This window comes from Youngimonas ophiurae (nom. illeg.) (genome assembly GCF_049803795.1).
Taxonomy (GTDB): Bacteria; Pseudomonadota; Alphaproteobacteria; order Rhodobacterales; family Rhodobacteraceae; genus Thalassobius.
In genome coordinates this window covers 55963-73046 of record NZ_JBNAGJ010000001.1, presented here as the reverse complement: position 1 = coordinate 73046, position 17084 = coordinate 55963, and the positions used below count along the sequence as shown (strand labels likewise).

General features: G+C 61.4%; 17 protein-coding genes and 1 tRNA gene. 10 read left to right on the top strand and 8 right to left on the bottom strand.

Annotated features, from left to right (window positions below):
* The first annotated feature begins 3 nt into the window (after nt 1–3).
* Both ACP15O_RS00410 and cobF read left to right on the top strand, forming a co-directional pair.
* Nucleotides 4–681 (top strand): energy-coupling factor ABC transporter permease, encoded by a 678-nt coding sequence (locus tag ACP15O_RS00410; RefSeq protein WP_425094051.1) that lies wholly within the window; start codon nt 4–6, stop codon nt 679–681.
* A gap of 51 nt (nt 682–732) precedes the next feature.
* Nucleotides 733–1509, top strand: a complete 777-nt coding sequence (gene cobF, locus ACP15O_RS00405; protein ID WP_425094050.1) for a precorrin-6A synthase (deacetylating) — start codon at nt 733–735, stop codon at nt 1507–1509.
* Here the strand turns inward: cobF and ACP15O_RS00400 are convergent.
* Nucleotides 1464–2096 carry a TetR/AcrR family transcriptional regulator gene (locus tag ACP15O_RS00400; RefSeq protein ID WP_425094049.1) on the bottom strand — a complete coding sequence of 211 codons (633 nt, stop codon included), beginning with the start codon at nt 2094–2096 and terminating at the stop codon, nt 1464–1466. The two genes, cobF and ACP15O_RS00400, sit on opposite strands and share 46 nt — an antisense overlap.
* A gap of 72 nt (nt 2097–2168) precedes the next feature.
* Between ACP15O_RS00400 and ACP15O_RS00395 the strand changes: the two genes are divergently transcribed.
* The 3 genes from ACP15O_RS00395 to ACP15O_RS00385 all read left to right on the top strand — a co-directional run bounded on the left by ACP15O_RS00395 (nt 2169) and on the right by ACP15O_RS00385 (nt 4829).
* Nucleotides 2169–2762 carry a class I SAM-dependent methyltransferase gene (locus tag ACP15O_RS00395; protein WP_425094048.1) on the top strand — a complete coding sequence of 198 codons (594 nt, stop codon included), beginning with the start codon at nt 2169–2171 and terminating at the stop codon, nt 2760–2762.
* Nucleotides 2763–2874: 112 nt separating this feature from the next.
* Complete coding sequence (locus tag ACP15O_RS00390) at nt 2875–3777, top strand: helix-turn-helix transcriptional regulator (RefSeq protein WP_425094047.1); 903 nt, start codon at nt 2875–2877, stop codon at nt 3775–3777.
* 89 nt (nt 3778–3866) lie between these two features.
* Nucleotides 3867–4829, top strand: coding sequence for an NHL repeat-containing protein (locus ACP15O_RS00385; protein WP_425094046.1), 963 nt, complete (start codon nt 3867–3869; stop codon nt 4827–4829).
* Nucleotides 4830–5036: 207 nt separating this feature from the next.
* Here the strand turns inward: ACP15O_RS00385 and ACP15O_RS00380 are convergent, their stop codons facing one another.
* The 7 genes from ACP15O_RS00380 to ACP15O_RS00350 all read right to left on the bottom strand — a co-directional run bounded on the left by ACP15O_RS00380 (nt 5037) and on the right by ACP15O_RS00350 (nt 13426).
* Complete coding sequence (locus tag ACP15O_RS00380) at nt 5037–6245, bottom strand: ABC transporter permease (protein WP_425094045.1); 1209 nt, start codon at nt 6243–6245, stop codon at nt 5037–5039.
* Nucleotides 6242–7000, bottom strand: a complete 759-nt coding sequence (locus ACP15O_RS00375) for an ABC transporter ATP-binding protein (protein WP_425094043.1) — start codon at nt 6998–7000, stop codon at nt 6242–6244. The genes ACP15O_RS00380 and ACP15O_RS00375 overlap by 4 nt, the downstream gene beginning before the upstream one ends.
* 1 nt (nt 7001) lies before the next feature.
* The gene (locus ACP15O_RS00370) at nt 7002–8255 is read right to left on the bottom strand and encodes an efflux RND transporter periplasmic adaptor subunit (protein WP_425094042.1); all 1254 of its coding nucleotides are present in this window, start codon (nt 8253–8255) and stop codon (nt 7002–7004) included.
* 1494 nt (nt 8256–9749) lie between these two features.
* Nucleotides 9750–9826: transfer RNA gene (locus ACP15O_RS00365), tRNA-Arg, on the bottom strand.
* 94 nt (nt 9827–9920) lie between these two features.
* Entirely contained in the window at nt 9921–11306 is a 1386-nt protein-coding gene (locus ACP15O_RS00360; RefSeq protein ID WP_425094041.1) for a sensor histidine kinase, read from the bottom strand.
* A gap of 18 nt (nt 11307–11324) precedes the next feature.
* Complete coding sequence (locus ACP15O_RS00355; RefSeq protein ID WP_425094040.1) at nt 11325–12737, bottom strand: dihydrolipoyl dehydrogenase family protein; 1413 nt, start codon at nt 12735–12737, stop codon at nt 11325–11327.
* Nucleotides 12737–13426 carry a TVP38/TMEM64 family protein gene (locus tag ACP15O_RS00350; protein WP_425094836.1) on the bottom strand — a complete coding sequence of 230 codons (690 nt, stop codon included), beginning with the start codon at nt 13424–13426 and terminating at the stop codon, nt 12737–12739. The genes ACP15O_RS00355 and ACP15O_RS00350 overlap by 1 nt, the downstream gene beginning before the upstream one ends.
* Nucleotides 13427–13744: 318 nt before the next feature.
* Between ACP15O_RS00350 and rpmH the strand changes: the two genes are divergently transcribed.
* From rpmH to ACP15O_RS00325, 5 genes are read left to right on the top strand one after another with little or no spacing between them, the layout of a single operon-like run.
* Nucleotides 13745–13879 (top strand): 50S ribosomal protein L34, encoded by a 135-nt coding sequence (gene rpmH / locus ACP15O_RS00345; RefSeq protein WP_005980833.1) that lies wholly within the window; start codon nt 13745–13747, stop codon nt 13877–13879.
* Nucleotides 13880–13899: 20 nt separating this feature from the next.
* Nucleotides 13900–14316: a ribonuclease P protein component gene (gene rnpA, locus ACP15O_RS00340; RefSeq protein ID WP_425094039.1), complete on the top strand. Its 417-nt coding sequence runs from the start codon at nt 13900–13902 to the stop codon at nt 14314–14316.
* Nucleotides 14313–14549 carry a membrane protein insertion efficiency factor YidD gene (gene yidD / locus ACP15O_RS00335; protein ID WP_425094038.1) on the top strand — a complete coding sequence of 79 codons (237 nt, stop codon included), beginning with the start codon at nt 14313–14315 and terminating at the stop codon, nt 14547–14549. The genes rnpA and yidD overlap by 4 nt, the downstream gene beginning before the upstream one ends.
* Before the next feature lie 2 nt (nt 14550–14551).
* Nucleotides 14552–15421, top strand: a complete 870-nt coding sequence (ttcA, locus tag ACP15O_RS00330) for a tRNA 2-thiocytidine(32) synthetase TtcA (protein ID WP_425094037.1) — start codon at nt 14552–14554, stop codon at nt 15419–15421.
* Nucleotides 15422–15479: 58 nt separating this feature from the next.
* Nucleotides 15480–17003, top strand: a complete 1524-nt coding sequence (locus ACP15O_RS00325) for a putative bifunctional diguanylate cyclase/phosphodiesterase (protein WP_425094036.1) — start codon at nt 15480–15482, stop codon at nt 17001–17003.
* Nucleotides 17004–17084 lie beyond the last annotated feature (81 nt).

The window sequence follows — 17084 nt, the reverse complement described above, 5'->3', positions numbered from 1 at the left end:
AAAATGCATATCGAACCTGGAATCGTAACCGGCGCGAAAATCGTGCTGTCTTATGCCACGGCTGCTGGTGCCGGCGCGCTGGTGCTTAGATCGGCCTATGATCTGATCCGCGCCAGCGGGGTGCTGGCCTTTGCCGGGCGCGCGCTGATCGCCACCGTCCTGACCTTTGTGTTCTTCGAGATCCTGCCGCATTTCCCGGTCGGCGTCAGCGAGGTGCATTTCATCCTCGGCTCGACCCTGTTTTTGCTGCTGGGTGCCGCGCCGGCGGCCGTTGGTCTGGCGCTGGGGCTGCTGATTCAGGGCCTTGTGTTCGCGCCCTTCGATCTGCCGCAATATTTCATCAACGTGACCACCCTGCTGGTGCCTCTGTGGCTGGTCAAAGAGCTGGCCCAACGCATCATCGCCCCCGGCACGGCCTATGTGGATCTGAAATACACGCAGGCGCTGGCGCTTTCGACGGCCTATCAGGGCGGCGTGGTGGCCTGGGTCGCGTTCTGGGCCTTTTACGGACAGGGGGTCGGCGCGGAAACCCTGGCCTCGGTCCTTGCCTTTGGCGGTGCCTACATGCTGGTCGTGATCATCGAGCCCCTGGCGGACCTGGCCGTTCTGGCGGCGGCCAAATCGGCACGGGATCTGACCCGCACGCCACTGTTCAACGCCCGCCTGCACAGCGGCAGCTAACGCTTCCGGCGTGGCCCTTTCTGGGGCCACGCACACCAAGGATTTCTACCCATGTACACCCTGTCGCTGGTCGGTATCGGCACCGGCAATCCGCAGCATCTGACCTTACAGGCGGTCGAGGCGCTCAATGCCTGCGATCTGATCCTGATCCCGCGCAAAGGCCGGAACAAAGACGATCTGGCCCAGGCCCGGCGGGAAATCTGCCAGCGGGTCTTGCGACCCGGCGGGCCGAAACTGGCCGAGTTCGATCTGCCGCGCCGCGACGACAGCACCCCCGATTATCACCAGGGTGTCGCGCAGTGGCACGATGCCATCGCGGAAACCTGGCGGTCTGAAATCCGTGCCCATCTGCCCGATGGCGGGCGCGTGGGGTTTCTGGTCTGGGGCGATCCGTCGTTATATGACAGCACGCTGCGCATCGCCGCACGGCTGGAAAACCACCTGCCGCTTAGGGTAAGCGTCATTCCCGGCATCACCTCGGTGCAGGCGCTGACGGCGGGACATGCCATCGCGCTGAACCGGATCGGAGCGCCCATCACCATCACCACCGGCCGCCAATTGCGCGATCACGGCTGGCCGGACGGGGCCGACACCGTTGTCGTCATGCTGGACGGGTCTTGTGCCTTCCAAAGCCTGAGCGGCAGCGCCTATCACATCTGGTGGTCGGCCTATGCCGGAATGACACAGGAAATCCGCCTGTCCGGACAGCTGGCAGAGGTCTCGGACAGGATTCGGCAGACGCGCGCGCAGGCGCGGGCACGGAACGGGTGGATCATGGATATCTACCTGTTGCGCAAACTGGACTGCCCCTCTGCCATGCCCAGATAGCCCTGCGCCGCCCGCAAAATCCGTGTCTCAAGCGTGCTGGCCTCGGTCGGTCCGAACACCCCGGTTGCATCCGTCATGCCATAAGTCAGCGCAGACAGATCCCGCGCGGCCTGGGCCGGGCGGGGAACGGCATGGTTGGCCAGCGCCTGGCTGACAACCTGAAGGATCGCCCGCTTGAGCGCCCGCGTTTCCTCTTCCATGGGCAGGGTCGCCTCAGCATAGCTGAGCGAGCGGACCAGAGCAGGCCGCTGCTGCCAATGCGCGGTTCCCGCGCGGATCAGCGCGCGCAGCACGCAGGTTAAATCCTGCCCTTCGGATTGGGCAGAGGCAGTCTGGAGCGCGCCAAGCAAAGTCTTGCGTTTCTGCCGGATCAGCGCCGCCAAAAGAGCCTCGCGCGCGGGGAAATACTGATACAGGCTGCCGATACTGACCCCGGCCCGCTGCGCCACCGCATTTGTGGTGAATCCCTGAAGCCCCTGCTCTTCCAGAATATGAGCCCCCGCCTGCAAAATCGCGCTGACCGTCGCGCGGGCACGGGCCTGACGCGGTTTTTTTCTGGGGTTTAGGAAGGTTTCCGCCGACGCCATGAAATACGAGTTTCCGATATGAGCCTTTGCTCACATTATTGTGGTATCCAAGACAGATGCAAGGGTAGCGCGATGACCGACACTGTTCTGTTCCTCAAGGCCTGGATCGGCGCGCCGTTGCGCGTGGCCTCGGTGGTCCCTTCGGGGCCCCGGCTGGCGCATCTGATCACCGCCCGCATCGGCCCCGACACCGGGCCCGTGCTGGAACTGGGGCCGGGAACGGGCGTTTTCACCCGCGCCCTGCTGAAAGCGGGGGTGGCCGAACGGAACCTGACCCTGATCGAGGCCGAGGATAGCTTTGCCGATCTGCTAAGCCTCAGGTTTCCGCAGGCCCGGCTTTATCGGATGGATGCAGGCGGCCTGCGGCACCTGCCCCCCGCCAGCCGCCAGCATGGAGCGGCCATCAGTGGCCTGCCGCTGCTGTCCATGCCCCAAAGCCAGGTGCTGCGGGTGCTGGCCGGCGTTTTCGCCCAACTGCGGCCCGGCGCGGCGCTGTGGCAATTCACCTATGGCCCGCGCTGCCCGGTGCCTGCGCGCATCCGGACGGGGCTGGGCCTGCGCACCCAAAGAGCCGGCCACACCTTGCGCAATTTTCCCCCGGCCACGGTCTGGCAGATCACCCAAGAGCCGCCCCATATCGGGCGCCCCAGGCCTCGTAACGGCTGATTGCCTGGCCTGAACCCATCATTCTTGCGCCTGAAACGGTCAAATCTGTGTGCAGGGCTGGGCCTGCGGGGCTGCTGTATTAAACTGCGGCCAGACCAGATAAGGAGCCCCAATGATCAGCGATCAGACGCTTTTACGGCTGGAATCCGAAGTCTCGCAGGCCATGTCTGCGGGGCAGATTGCGCGCAACATCGGCGTGAACGGGTGCCAACAGACCCAGAGCCTGACAGACATGGACATGGCCCAGCCGATTGTGATGTTCCCGATCAAGGGACGCAAACGGATCGCGGTGGGCCCCCAAATCTACGACGTCCAGGCAGGAGAGCTGCTGGTGCTGCCCCCCAACACGCGCTTTGATCTGCAAAACATCCCGGCGGTGGGAACGGGCCGTTTTCTGGGGGCCTCATTGGTGTTCGATGCCCCCACGGTTGAGCTGTTTCACAAGATTTATGGCCCCGAGCTGACCAACTGGCAGATGTCTGCGAAATGGCGCACCGCCGGGTCGGACGCGCTGTTTTCGCTGATTGCGGACTGGCTGGCACATGATCGGAAGTTTGGCTCGGATCGCGCACAGACCCGGCACCGCCTGGCCGAAATCCTGCTACTGCTGGCCCGGCAGGGGGTGGCTGGAAACCTGCTGGGATCGGGGGCCGAGACACTGCGTGATCGGATTCGCAGCCTGTTCGCAGCCGCCCCCGCACAGGACTGGCGGATCGCGGATCTGACCGCGAAACTGGCCATGAGCGAAAGCACCCTGCGCCGCCAATTGCGCAGCGAAAACACCAGCTTCCGCGCTTTGCTTGAAGATGCGCGGCTAAGCCATGGGGTCGAGCTGGTGATGATGTCGGACATGCCCATCGGCCAGATTGCCTTTGACTGCGGCTACCAGTCGCAATCACGCTTTTCCGAGCGGTTTCGCCTGCGGTTCTCGCTCAGCCCGACCGAGCTGCGCGCCACACAGACCCAGCCCGCCAGCCATGTGGTTCAGATGGACAGCTATCGCCCCGCGCCCTGACCGAAACAGGCGCGAGATTGACCGTCCGCGGCGCGCAAACACAGGCCCGAACGGGCATTTCTTTCCTCACATATCTGGAAAGGAAGCTTATGAAACTCTCGCTGACCCCTTTCGCGCTGATCGGCGCGCTTGTCTCTTTTGTGCCGGCGCTCGCCCAGTCCGGCACTGCCATCCCCCTGCCCGACCCCGCCTTTGCCCCCGAGGGCATTTCGGCCGATGCCGATGGCAACCTGTATACCGGCAGCCTGACCCAGGGCCGCCTGATCGCGATCTCGGCCAAAGATCACAGCGTGCGCGATTTCGCCCCCGCCGGTGCGAATGGCATGGTCACGGTTGTGGGCCTGCACGTGGCGGGGGACACCGTGTTCGCCTGTTCCTCGGATCCGGGGATCAGCGCGCTGACCGGCACCGCCGCCCCCGCTCTGGTGGCCTTTGACCGCGTCACCGGCGCGGCCTCGGGGCGGTACGAGCTGCCCGCTGGCGGTGCCTTCTGCAATGACATCGCCCAATTGCCGGACGGCACGATCCTGGCCACCGACAGCTTTGCGCCGCGGATTTATGCGCTTGCACCGGGGGGCGATCAGTTGGAAATCTGGCTGGAGGACGCGCAATTCAGCGGCGAGGGTTTCAACCTGAATGGCATCGCCTATGACGACGGCGCGGTCTATGCGCTGCGCTATAACACCGGCACGCTGCACCGGATCGCCATCGAGCAGAACGGCCAGTCCGGAGCCGTCAGCCAGGTGGCCCTGCCGCGAAATATCCATGGCGCGGACGGGCTGACGGCCCTGGGCAACGGACGGTTTCTGATCGTCGAAGGCGGCGGTTTGTCTGCTGGCGCGACAGGCGCCCTGCTGGGTGTCACGCTGAACGGCGACGCTGCCACAATCGACACGATCGCGGCGGATCTGAACGTGCCCACGACGGCCACGGTGATCGGAACGCAGGCCTATGTGATCGAGGGCCAGCTGGATCACCTGTTCGACCCGTCCGCAGGCCCCGCCGATCCATACCGGATCCTGAAAATCCAACTGCCCGCCGCCTATCGCTAAGACAGTCTGGATGACGACCGGCCAGAGCAATCCGGCCGGTCTTGGGTATTTAGGGGTATTTTCAGTTTTTGGCGTGCCAAGGAGTGCGGGCAATTATCCGGTTGCGCCGCGCCCCTTCACCACGAACATTCGGGCAGACAAGCCACCGCTGGCAGATTCTGATGAGCGGAATTTCCAATCCTGTGCGCCCGCGCCTGCGGCCATTCATCATTGATGACGCAATGCTTCAATCGGATCCAGATGCGCGGCACGACGCGCTGGGAAATACCCGAAAACCACGCCAACCGCCGCTGAAAACAGGAATGCAATGGCCACGATAAACGGATCGGGGCTGAACGGGATGACCATGATGTTGGACGCTACGGCTGCAAGCCCCAGCCCCAACAGGATGCCAATGACTCCACCGATCATCGACAGCACAACCGCCTCAACCAGAAACTGGAGCAGCACCTGATGCGCCGTGGCCCCAACCGCCAGCCGGATGCCAATTTCGCGGGTGCGCTCGGTGACCGAGACAAGCATGATGTTCATGATCCCGATCCCACCAACCAACAGGCTGACAGCCGCCACAGCCGATAGCAAACCAGTCAAAACGTCGGTAATCCCGGTCAGCATAGACGCCAGCTGTTTCATGTCGCGGACATTAAAATCGTCTTCTTCGCCGTCACTGATCCTGCGCCGCTCGCGCATCAGCACCTCGACATCGACCACGGCGCGCTCGGTGGACACGCCATCGACCACCGCCAGATAGATCATCGAAACATCTGACGTCCCAAGAACCCGGCGCTGCAAGGCCTTGATCGGCATCAAAACGATATCATCCTGATCCGAACCGAAGCTCGACGCGCCCTTTGCCTCCAGCAAACCGATGACTTCACACGAGACACTCTTCAAGCGCAATGTCTCACCGACCGGATCGAAATTTCCCATCAGTTCTTGGCGAACGGTTTCACCGATGATGCAGACCGCCTTGCCCGAGTTTTCCTCAGACGGCAAAAAACTGCGCCCGCGCACCACCGGCCAATCCACCACGTCCAGATAGCGCGCATCGGTGCCGGCCACGGATGTACGCATGTCCTCGGTGCCATAGACCGCGTTCAGCGTGGTCTGTGTATAGGGCGCGGCGGTGCGAATGCTGGACAGTTGATCCACCAGCGCCTCGACATCCTTCAGTTCAAGCGATGCCGCGACGGAACTGTTCCCCGGCCCCATCCGCCCTGCCCCTGGCAACACCATCAATACATTGGTGCCCAGCTTTTCAACATCCGCCGTGACCTGATCGGAACTGCCCTGGCCTACAGTGACCATAGCGATGACCGCCGCCACACCGATCACGATGCCAAGCACGGTCAGGATCGAGCGCATCGCATTGCGAAAGATGGCCTGGATCGCCAGGTGAACGGTTTCCCGTATCATGCGCCCTGCCTTTCGTGGTTGAAGACTTCTTCGGGGGTGCCGGTGCGTTCTATACGCCCGTCCACCATCCAGATCACCCGGTGGGCATAGGCCGCCATGTCTTCTTCATGCGTGACCATGACGATGGTTATCCCTTCGCGCTGGTTAAAATCGCTTAGCAGCTCCATGATTTCGAGTGACCGTTTGGTATCGAGATTGCCAGTAGGTTCATCCGCCAGGATGACCTGCGGGCTGCCGATCAGGGCACGGGCAATGGCGACCCGCTGTTGCTGCCCCCCCGAAAGCTGAGAGGGATCATGGTGTTCGCGCCCCTTGAGCCCGACCTTCGCCAGAGCCTCCATCGCCTGTGCGCGCCGTTCACCGGCCGGCACGCCCTTGTAGATCAGCGGCAGTTCAACATTGTCTATCGCCGAGGTGCGCGCCAGCAGGTTGAACCCCTGAAACACGAAACCAAGATAGTTGCGACGCAACAAAGCGCGCTGATCCCGCGTCAGATCGCCCACCTGCACCCCGTTGAACAGGTAACTGCCACTGGTGGGGCTATCGAGACAGCCGATGATGTTCATCGCGGTCGATTTTCCAGATCCCGACGGGCCCATGATCGCGACGAACTCGCCCGGTGCGATGGTCAGATCGACGCCATCCATGGCGCGCACTTCAGCTTCGCCACTGCCGTAAACCTTGGAAATGTCCCGCAACGCGATCACGGGAGTGTCGCGGCCCACGTTGCTGCCCGTGCCCGTATCACTGCTCACGTTACTGGCCCTCGATCATGTCGGTGATCACTTGATCCCCGGCCTGCACCTCACCGGCAAGAATGATCGTGTGCAGACCATCCGAATCTCCTTTTTCAATCGTGATCTCAACGATGTCCTTGCCGCGCAACACCCACAGCGTATGATCGGACACGGCCCTAGCGGCGCCAGGCCTCGAAGGCATGATCAGCCCCAGCAGACCACCGCCGCCCTCATCGTCCGCGATCTCGGCCTCGATGACCTGGGGCGGAGCAAAGCGCAGCGCAGCATTGGGCACCAGCAGCACGTCTTCGTAATGTGCGGCAATAATATCGGCGGTGGCCGTCATGCCGGGGCGCAGCAAAAGCGCCTCATTGTCTACGGACAAAATTGCCTTGTATGTCACAAGCCCATCGGTGCTTTCCGACGCATAGCGCACCATGGATATTTCCGCCGGGAAAACCGCATCGTCATAGGCATCGACGGTGAAGCTTGCGGAATCCCCTTTGGCAATCCGACCGATGTCGGCCTCGGCAACATCGACCTGCAATTCCATCTGCGCCAAGTCCTCGGCAATTGTGAACAGCTCGGGCGCAGACAGGCTGGCAACGACGATCTGTCCGACATCGACAGCGCGATCCAACACGATTCCGTTGATCGGCGACACGATGGTGGCCTTGTCCAGAATGGCCTGCTGCGCATCAAGCTGGGCCTGCGTCAGATCCACATTGGCCTGCGCACTGGCAACGCCGGCACGAGCCCGGTTCAACGCGGCCTGCGACGTGATCAGATTAACATGCGAGGTGACGCCGCGTTCATCCAGTTGCTTCACAACCTCAAAATCCGCTTGCGCTTCCAGAAGGCTGGCCTGCGCGCTGGCCAGTTGCGCCTCGGCCACCGCTTGGCTGGCAATCTGGACGGCCAGTTGCGCGTTCAGCTGCACCGTGTCCAGCTTGGCCAGAACCTGGCCAGAGGTGACCCGATCGTTGAAATCCACCAGTACCTCGGCGATGGTCCCAGTTTGCTCGGATGACACTTCGACATTATTGGTGGGCTCTATCGTTCCGGTTGCGGTGACCGTCACCGTCAGATTCCCACGGCTGGCGGCCTCGGTCACATAGACCACCCCCGAGCGTTCTTCGGTCTGTTGCATCCACCAGACCCCAAGCGCCCCGAGAAGGACAGCAGCCCCCACCCATCCCAGCCAGGCTGGGAAGCTCCGACTGGCCTTTCCCAGACCAAGGGACATTTCAATTTCGCGCTGTGTTTCGTTCATGGCTCGATTTCCGTCGATTTGAACAGTTTCCCCCTGTTACGACACTCGGTAACAGAGTTGCATGACCTGGATCATACAACGCCCCGGTTTCGGAATTCCGTCGCTGTTTGGCTGTCCGGAGACATGAACACGCCATCATACCGGATGGTAGAGAACACAAAACTACAGGGCGCAGCGCATGGCAGCACGAACGGGCCATCAGATTTCAAGTAATGGCCAAGATGACCACGCGCCGCATGTTCAAGTGTCAACGAGCGCATTATTCCCTGCGGCTTCGGTGTCCACATGTGCGCATGACATACCATCAACTGGGAACATCGACACATAGATATGCAATATAAACGATGCTGCTTCTGCGCACTCCTCGGAAGAGTAACGCCTACCATCTAGCGAGCTGGCTTCGTGGTCGTAAGGCGGGAAATCTCTGCGTGTCCTGAGCAAACAGCACGGACCGACACCACAAACGATATCCAAGTGGATCAAGTCGACCGGACGCACGATCAAGCCACGAAATTCAAACCAAAAATATGATCGCGCCCGCATGTATGCGCTGATTGATGATGGATGAGCTGATCAATGCGCTTAGATCAACTTTGAAGGACAAGTCGCCTGCTCTGCTGGATACGCAAATCTTCTCCAGTCTGGCAGGCTCGGCCCTCAGCGATTGGTAGGCAACCGCAAAGCCCGAACGGAAGTGCAGATAGACCAGTTTGAACGTCGATTAGATATGGTGGATGCGGCATCTTGGTCTGCCAGGTGTGCGGACAGCTTCAAGATATCAGAAGGTCTTCGATCATGTCGCGAGGTCTGGGGCTGCAAAAACACTGGTTGGCGAGCCACCGCGCCGCCTTCTGGCAGATATGCAGTGGGATCCAGCTAATCCCGTCCCACTCTCAAATCTCTCGCAACTTATAATCAATGGTGTCTGTCGCGCGGGAAATAGTTACTTCCATGGCGAAAAGTTCACTGGTGGACAGGCTGGGCAATGGAAGCGCGACGCCAAGCTCATAGAAGAAGCTCCTGCCCTACTGAAAGAGGCTCAAAATTCGCATTCAACCAGCCTGGAAGCATTGTTACTTCTGTTTAGGTAGCCCAAACTCGTAGCCCGCCAGTCTTCATTTGAACCGTGCCTCAGCCAATTCGAATGTCCGGAATGCGGGCACGCGTGTGACGGTTGGGCTTGGTGGCCGGTCCCGCGTTGGAAAATCCCCCAAGGTGGAAGCCGCAGGGATCTTGGTGAGACTATGGAGAAAGTGCGCGGGCAGTTGCTGTGACGGCGTTTCCGGCGGACCGTTTGGCATTTTTCACGGCGCTACCGCCGTCCCAGCATAGCTTAGGCGTTTTCCGTGCGTCGCCATCCTAAAAATCCAGCGAAGCATCACGTACGGGGGCGAACCGGATACTCGCGGTTTACCCACAATCATCCGGTTCGCGGTGATTGGGTCAGTTTATGACGTAAAAGCCAATTTCGCCTGACGTCTTATAAGGGGGAAGTGGCGGACCGAGGAGGATTCGAACCCCCGACCCCCTGATTCGTAGTCAGGTACTCTATCCAGCTGAGCTATCGGTCCGTGGAGGCGGGGTTTAAGCCTTGCTGCGGACATTGGCAAGAGCAAAAATCGCAGATTTCCCGAAGTTTTTTCGCCCCTCGTGTTTGCCCTTATTTTACTGGGTGGCCTCGCCTTTGGGCAGCGCGATTTCAAAGGATGTGCCTTCGGGCCCCGTGTAATCCAGGCGCAAATCACCGCCATGGCCGCGGATCAATTCCTGCGCGATGGCCAGCCCCAGCCCGGTGCCGCCCTTGCTGGCTCCGCCCTGGAAGGGTTTGAACAGATGTTCCTGGGCCTTAGCGGGCAATCCGGGGCCGGTATCGGTGACGCGGATCAGCCAGCAGGCATCGTCCTCTTCCGCATGAACCGAGATTTCCCCCCCCGCGCCCCGCTGCGCGAGAGCCTGCCGGGCGTTGCGCACAAGGTTGAAGATCACGCGATAAAGCTGTTCAGGATCGGCCCGCACCTGCATGGCGCCGGGGACGTCCTCGGCGAAGGAAATGTCATGCTCGCCCACGGACAGGCGTTCGCTGTCGATCACGTCACTGACGATATCGGCCAGGAAAATGCGGCTCAGGCGAGGGGCGGGTTCCTCGGCCTTGCCAAAGGCCAGCGTGGATTCGCACAGATGCACCGCGCGGGTGATCGAGTTCACCAGCTTGGGCGCCAGACGTTTGACACCGGGATCTTCGGACATTTCGATCCGGTCGGTGAACAGCTGCGCGCTGGTCAGGATATTGCGCAGATCGTGGCTGATCTTGGCCACCGCGCCGCCCAGCTGGGCCAGGCGCTCCTTTTGCTTCAGCGCGCCGGTCAGCTGGGTCTGCATCGTGGCCAGGGCCTCCTCGGCCTCGCGCAGCTCACGCAGAGAGGACGTGGGGGTGATGATCCGGCGGGCGTCCTCGGGGTTGGCGGCATAGGATTGCATATGCCGCACCACGCCTTTGATCGGCTTCACCAGGAACATGCGGACAGCAAGAAACAGCAGCACCGCCGTAAAGGCCGAGATCACAGCAGAGAGCACCAAAATCCGCAGCCCGTAATCAATCATCGCCATCCGCAGGGGGGCGGTCTGCATCGTTACCTCGATCAGCAGGCCGGCCTCGCGGACCGGATCGCCGATCACGCGGATCACCCGGTCCTCGGTATCGAACAGGCGCATCATCGCGTCGCGGATCAGATCGAAGGCCGGGGCCTCGCGCAGGTCGAACGTGGCGTGAATCGGCTGCGGCAGGGGCGAGGACAGGATCAGCTGGCGCGCCTCATCGCGGCGCAGCACCACGTTGAACACCTCGGCGTTGCGCAGCAGCTCTTCCTCCAGATCCATCGAGATCATGTCATCGGCCAGCAACGCCAGGCTGGCGATCTGCGCCCGTTCCAGCCGCGACAGCAGGTAATCCTCGCGAAAGCGCGCGATGGACGGGACAAAGATCAGCACTTCGGCCAGCATCACGAAGATGACCGTCAGGATCAGGAATCGGCCCGAAAGCGAGTTCAGCATATCTGCTCCGTTATCGGGTCATGGCAGCCAGCGTTGGACGAACCGCACCACCCGTTTGACCTTCATGTTATCAAACAGTTTCGGAGAGAAATAGGCACCCGCTGCCCGCTTGTTAACCTCGGCAATGGTCGGATAGGGCGCAATCATCGCAGAAATCCCTGCCATCTTGATGCCATTGGCGATGGCCAGCGACCAAGTGGCGATCAATTCGCCCGCCTGATGTCCCACGATCGAGGCCCCGACGGGCCGCCCCTTGACCACCATCACCTTGATCAGACCCTTTGTCTGGCGAATGGCGATGGCGCGGTCGTTGTGGTGATATTCGAACCGCGCGACTTCCAGCCTATCGCCGTGTTTTTCACGCGCCTGTGCCTCGGTCAGGCCCACTTGCGCCATCTCGGGATCGGTATAGGTAGCCCAGGGGATATGCGCGGTTTTCACCTTTGCGGGCAGGCCGAACAGGACCTCTCGGATGATCAGGCCCGCGTGATAGCCCGCAACATGGGTGAACTGCAGCCCACCGGCGACGTCCCCGATGGCATAGACCTTCTTGTTCGAGGTCCGCAGGCGATCATCGACGGTGATCCCGCTGCGTTCGTAGTCGATACCCGCCGCTTCCAGGTTCAGCTTGTCGATATTGGGTCTGCGCCCGACGGCCATCAGCAGATGCGAGCCGGTCAACTCCCCCGCCTCAGTATGAACGGTGACGCCCCCCGCCCCGCTGATCCGCTGCGCCTGCGCGTCCTCGACGATCTGCACACCCTCGGCGCGCAGAGCATCCAGGGCAATCCCGGCCAGTTCAGGGTCATCCTTACCCAAGGCCTTGGCCCCTTCGATCACCGTAACCTTGCAGCCCAGCCGAATATGGGCCTGCGCCATCTCCATCCCGATGGGGCCTGCGCCGATGATCAGCAGGTGGTCAGGCTTTTCGCGCAGATCGAACAGGGTTTCGTTGGTCAGATAGGGCACCTGATCCAGCCCCGGAATCGGCGGCACGAACGGGGACGAGCCCGTAGCGATGATCACCCGCCGGGCGGTGATGGTATGCTCGCCCGCTTGCACGGTACGCGGGCCGGTAAAGCGGCCAAATTCGCGGATCACCCGCACGCCCAGACCTTCGAACCGTTCCTGACTGTCCACCGGGGCGATGGTGTCGATCACCGAGGCTACGTGATCCTTGGCCTTGGCGTAGTCCACCTGCGCCGGCACGGGGCTGACCCCCATCGCAGCGCCCGCCGTCATCGCATGGGCCGCATGGCCCGCGGCCAGCAAAGCCTTGGAGGGCACACAGCCATAGTTCAGGCAGTCTCCGCCCATTTTATGCCCTTCCAGCAGGGTCACATCCGCCCCCATCTGCACCGCGCCCGCCGCCACCGACAACCCGCCCGAGCCCGCACCGATCACCAGCAAATCCGTCTTTATCTTAGCCATTATGCAGCCTTCCCGCCCCGCAGGGCCTTGATCACGATGGGCAGCGCCGCCAGCGCGCACAGGCCCAGAATGGGCAGCAGGATCTGCGGCTCGAATATGATGCCCAGGTTCGGGGTCTCTCCACGAGCGAACACCTCGCCCAGCCCCGCGCCCACCGAAGTATAGACGACGCCGCCCGGAATGATGCCCAGAAAGGTCGAGATCGCAAAGCGCGACAAAGGCACCCCCACCAGCGCAGGCACCAGATTGGCCACGAAGAACGGCACCGCCGGCACCAGACGGATCAGGAACAGCATGGACCACTGGTTTTCGTCGATCCCGTCTTTGATCTTCTTCACCGCGCCCTGACTGCTTTGCATCCGGGCGGCCAGACGTTCGCCCAGCCCCCAGCGCGCCGCCAGAAAGATCCCCACCGCGCCGATCGTGGCGGCGGTGATGTTGAACAATGCGCCGGGGAAGGTGGCGAACAGGAACCCGCCCGTCAGCGTGGCCACCGTCGCCCCAGGCAAGGAAAACGCCACAATGCCCACGTAAACGAGCATGAACACCAGCACCGTCGCCGCATAGTGCGCATCCCGAAACGCCAGCAGCGCCTGGCGGTTGTCGCGCAGGGTCTCGAAGCTCAGGTAATCGCGCAGCAGATAGCCCCCCACCAGCGCCACGCCCACAATCACCAGCAAAGGCAGCATCCGCCCCCAGCTTCGAGCTTGTTTTTCCTGTTTGTTTCCCACAATTTTCCCCATTCTCGGTTGCAGCCAAAATGCGGGCAGGACGCGCCAGATGATAGGGGGATCACGCCGGGTTGATCGGCGGTGACTTCTAACGCCGCGTTTTCACGGGTTTTGCGGGGGCTTGAAACATTTGCCCCGAAAAGAGCCATATTTTTGTTGCAAAACCCCGATCAGGGATTTGACATAGTCCGGGCCTCCCCCTATAGGACGGGCTTCGGATACCACGGGCCGGGCGAATCCGCTTGTCCAGCCCCCAGATGATTTGGAGACGGAGCGATGAAACGCACCTACCAGCCCTCGAACCTGGTTCGCAAGCGCCGCCACGGATTCCGCGCCCGCATGGCCACCAAAGCCGGTCGCAAGATCCTGAACGCACGCCGCGCACGCGGCCGCAAGTCGCTGAGCGCCTAAGCTTAGCCGACCTGACGGACATGACACCGCCGGAGGCCCCTATGGATGGCAGTGCCAGCCCTGGGGATGCGCCCCCGGCGGTTTCCGTTTGTCTTGAGGTTCTGAAAAACCGCTCGGATTTCCTGCGCGCGTCCAAGGCGCGGCGGCAGGGCACCCGCGGCATGATGGTTCAGGCGCGCAAACGGCGCGCTGACGAGCCCGCGCAGGGAATCCGCGTGGGCTTTACCTGTTCCAAGAAGGTCGGCAATGCCGTGGCCCGCAACCGCGCCAAACGCAGATTGCGCGAGGTCGCCCGGATGCTGCTGCCCACCCACGGCCGCGCCGGATGGGACTATGTGCTGATCGGACGCGCGGGAATGACCGCCCAGCGCCCCTTTGAGGATCTGCAAGCCGACCTTATCTATGCGCTGAAGAAGCTGCATCAGGATCGCGCATGACACCGCTTGCCCATATCGTCGCCCTGCCCGTTCGGGCGTATCGGCTGATCTTCAGCCCCTGGGTCGGGCATAATTGCCGTTATCAGCCCACATGCAGCGCCTATGCGCTGGAGGCGCTGGAAAAACACGGCGCGCTCCGGGGCAGCTGGCTGACGATCCGCCGCATCGGGCGCTGTCACCCGCTGGGCAGCGATGGCTATGACCCGGTTCCTGCCCCCAAAGAGAAGAAATGACCATGCTGGACGACGCAGACGACATCCACCCGCTGTTTCACGGTGCGCCCAAATCGGCCGATTTCAAGAAGCTGCGCAAGCGGATCGTCCGCAACACCCGCGAGGCGATCGAGCAATACGGCATGATCGAACCGGGCTCCAAATGGCTGGTCTGCCTGTCCGGCGGGAAGGACAGCTATACCCTGCTGGCCGTCCTGCACGAGCTGAAATGGCGCGGCCTGCTGCCGGTCGAACTGCTGGCCTGCAATCTGGATCAGGGTCAGCCGGGCTTTCCGGCCACAGTGCTGCCCGAATTTCTGGAAAAAATGGGCGTTCCGCACCGGATCGAGTATCAGGACACCTACTCGGTTGTGATGGATAAGGTGCCCCAGGGCCGGACCTATTGCGCGCTGTGTTCGCGCCTGCGCCGGGGCAATCTGTACCGAATCGCCCGCGAAGAGGGATGTTCCGCAGTTGTTCTGGGCCACCACCGGGACGACATTTTGGAAACTTTCTTTATGAATCTGTTCCACGGAGGGCGTCTGGCCACCATGCCGCCCAAGCTGGTGAACGAAGAAAAAGACCTGTTCGTATACCGACCGCTCGCACATGTTGCCGAGGCCGATTGCGAGAAATTCGCCCGTCTGATGAACTATCCGATCATTCCGTGCGATCTGTGCGGATCGCAGGACGGTCTACAACGCCAGCAGGTCAAGCAAATCATTGATAAATGGGAGAAAAACTCTCCCGGCCGCCGTCAGGTGATGTTCCGCGCGCTGACCAATATCCGGCCCTCTCATATGCTGGATCCGGGGCTGTTCGACTTCGCGGGGCTGGCCCTGGGTGCGAACAATTTTCAGCAAATAGACACCGAAATTCCACAGCTGCGTTAAGAGTGCATTGAGACTCGGCGGCCTAGCTTTCCGGTGAACCTGGAAAGAGAGGCCCCACATGTCGCATTCCCGCCTGCCGGCTCTGTCCCTTTTGCGGACAAAACTGCGCTATGCCGTCACCGGCCCGCATATTCTGGCATTTCTGCCGGCAGCGGTGCTGGGGGCCTATTGGATTGGGGGCGAGGGGTACCTGCTGGGGATTTCACTGGGGTTTCCCGTGCTCTACGCGCTGGCGGGTGGATTTGGGCAGTTTGCCCGCCCCCAACCCACCGAAGAATTGCCCTCTCCGGATGTGATTCTGGAAAGCCGCTTGCAGGACGCGCATCAGCATCAGAAGGCATTTGGCTGTTTTCTGGTCGCCCTGGATGACTTTGACGAGTTGCTGGACCGATACGGGCATAGCGCTACAGATCGCGTGATCGAGCGTGTCTCTGACCGGATCAGCGCGACATTGCGGCATGGTGATCTTGTGCTTCGGGTCGAGGACGATGTTGTGGCTGTCATCCTGTCCCCGGTGCGTCTTCTGGATCTGGAGGCGGCGATTCAGCTCTCGCGGCGCCTGCAAGCCGCAATCGAAGAGCCGATCTCGATGGATGCAACTAGCGTATACATCTCTTGCTCGATCGGTTTCAGCCTAAGCCAGCAGAATGCGCATCGTAACGGTATGAAGATGCTGAAAAACACCATGGCCGCCCTGGATGACGCACGCGCGAATGCCCCGTCCGCCATCCGCGCCTGGACGGAAGGTATGAAATCACAGCGCCTGACGGGATCCACCCTGGCCGATCAAGCCGCGCGGGCGCTTGAGAATGGTCAGATCCATCCCTGGTTTCAGCCGCAGATTTCAACCGACACAGGCCGCATCACGGGGTTTGAAGCGCTTGCCCGATGGGTCCATCCGGAACAAGGCATCATCCCCCCCGGCGATTTCCTGCCCGTTCTGGAAAACAATGGCATGCTGGAACGCTTGGGCGAGGTCATGCTGTCCCGTTCGCTTGCGGCCTTGACCGAGTGGGATTTGGCGGATGCCCATGTGCCCATGGTCGGTGTCAATTTTGCCGAGGCCGAGCTGCGAAACCCCAAACTCATAGAGAAAATCCGGTGGGAGCTGGACAAATACGAGCTTGCCCCCGATCGCTTGGCCGTTGAGGTGCTGGAAACGGTGGTGGCCGCATCCCCGGATGATGTTATTGCTCGCAATATCAATGCGCTTTCCGCCATGGGCTGTTCTATTGATCTGGACGATTTTGGCACAGGGCACGCGTCCATTTCATCGATTCGCAGATTTGCCGTGCAGCGGATCAAAATTGACCGCTCATTTGTCATGAAGGTGGACCGTGATCCGGAACAGCAGCGCATGGTAACCGCGATCCTTTCCATGGCCGAACGCCTTGGACTGGAAACCTTGGCCGAAGGTGTGGAAACCGCTGGCGAGCACGCGCTGCTGGCTCAATTGGGGTGCGGCCATGTCCAGGGGTTTGGCATCGCCAGGCCGATGCCTTTTGAACAAACCCTGGACTGGATTCGCGCGCATGAAGCCAAGGTCAAAGAGCCACCTTTGATCGGCCGCAAACAAATCTGACCCCGCAAATAGCCACATCCCCAGGGGAAAACCGGGATTCCACTTGACCTTTTGGGCAGCACTCTGTTGAACCGGCCTGTA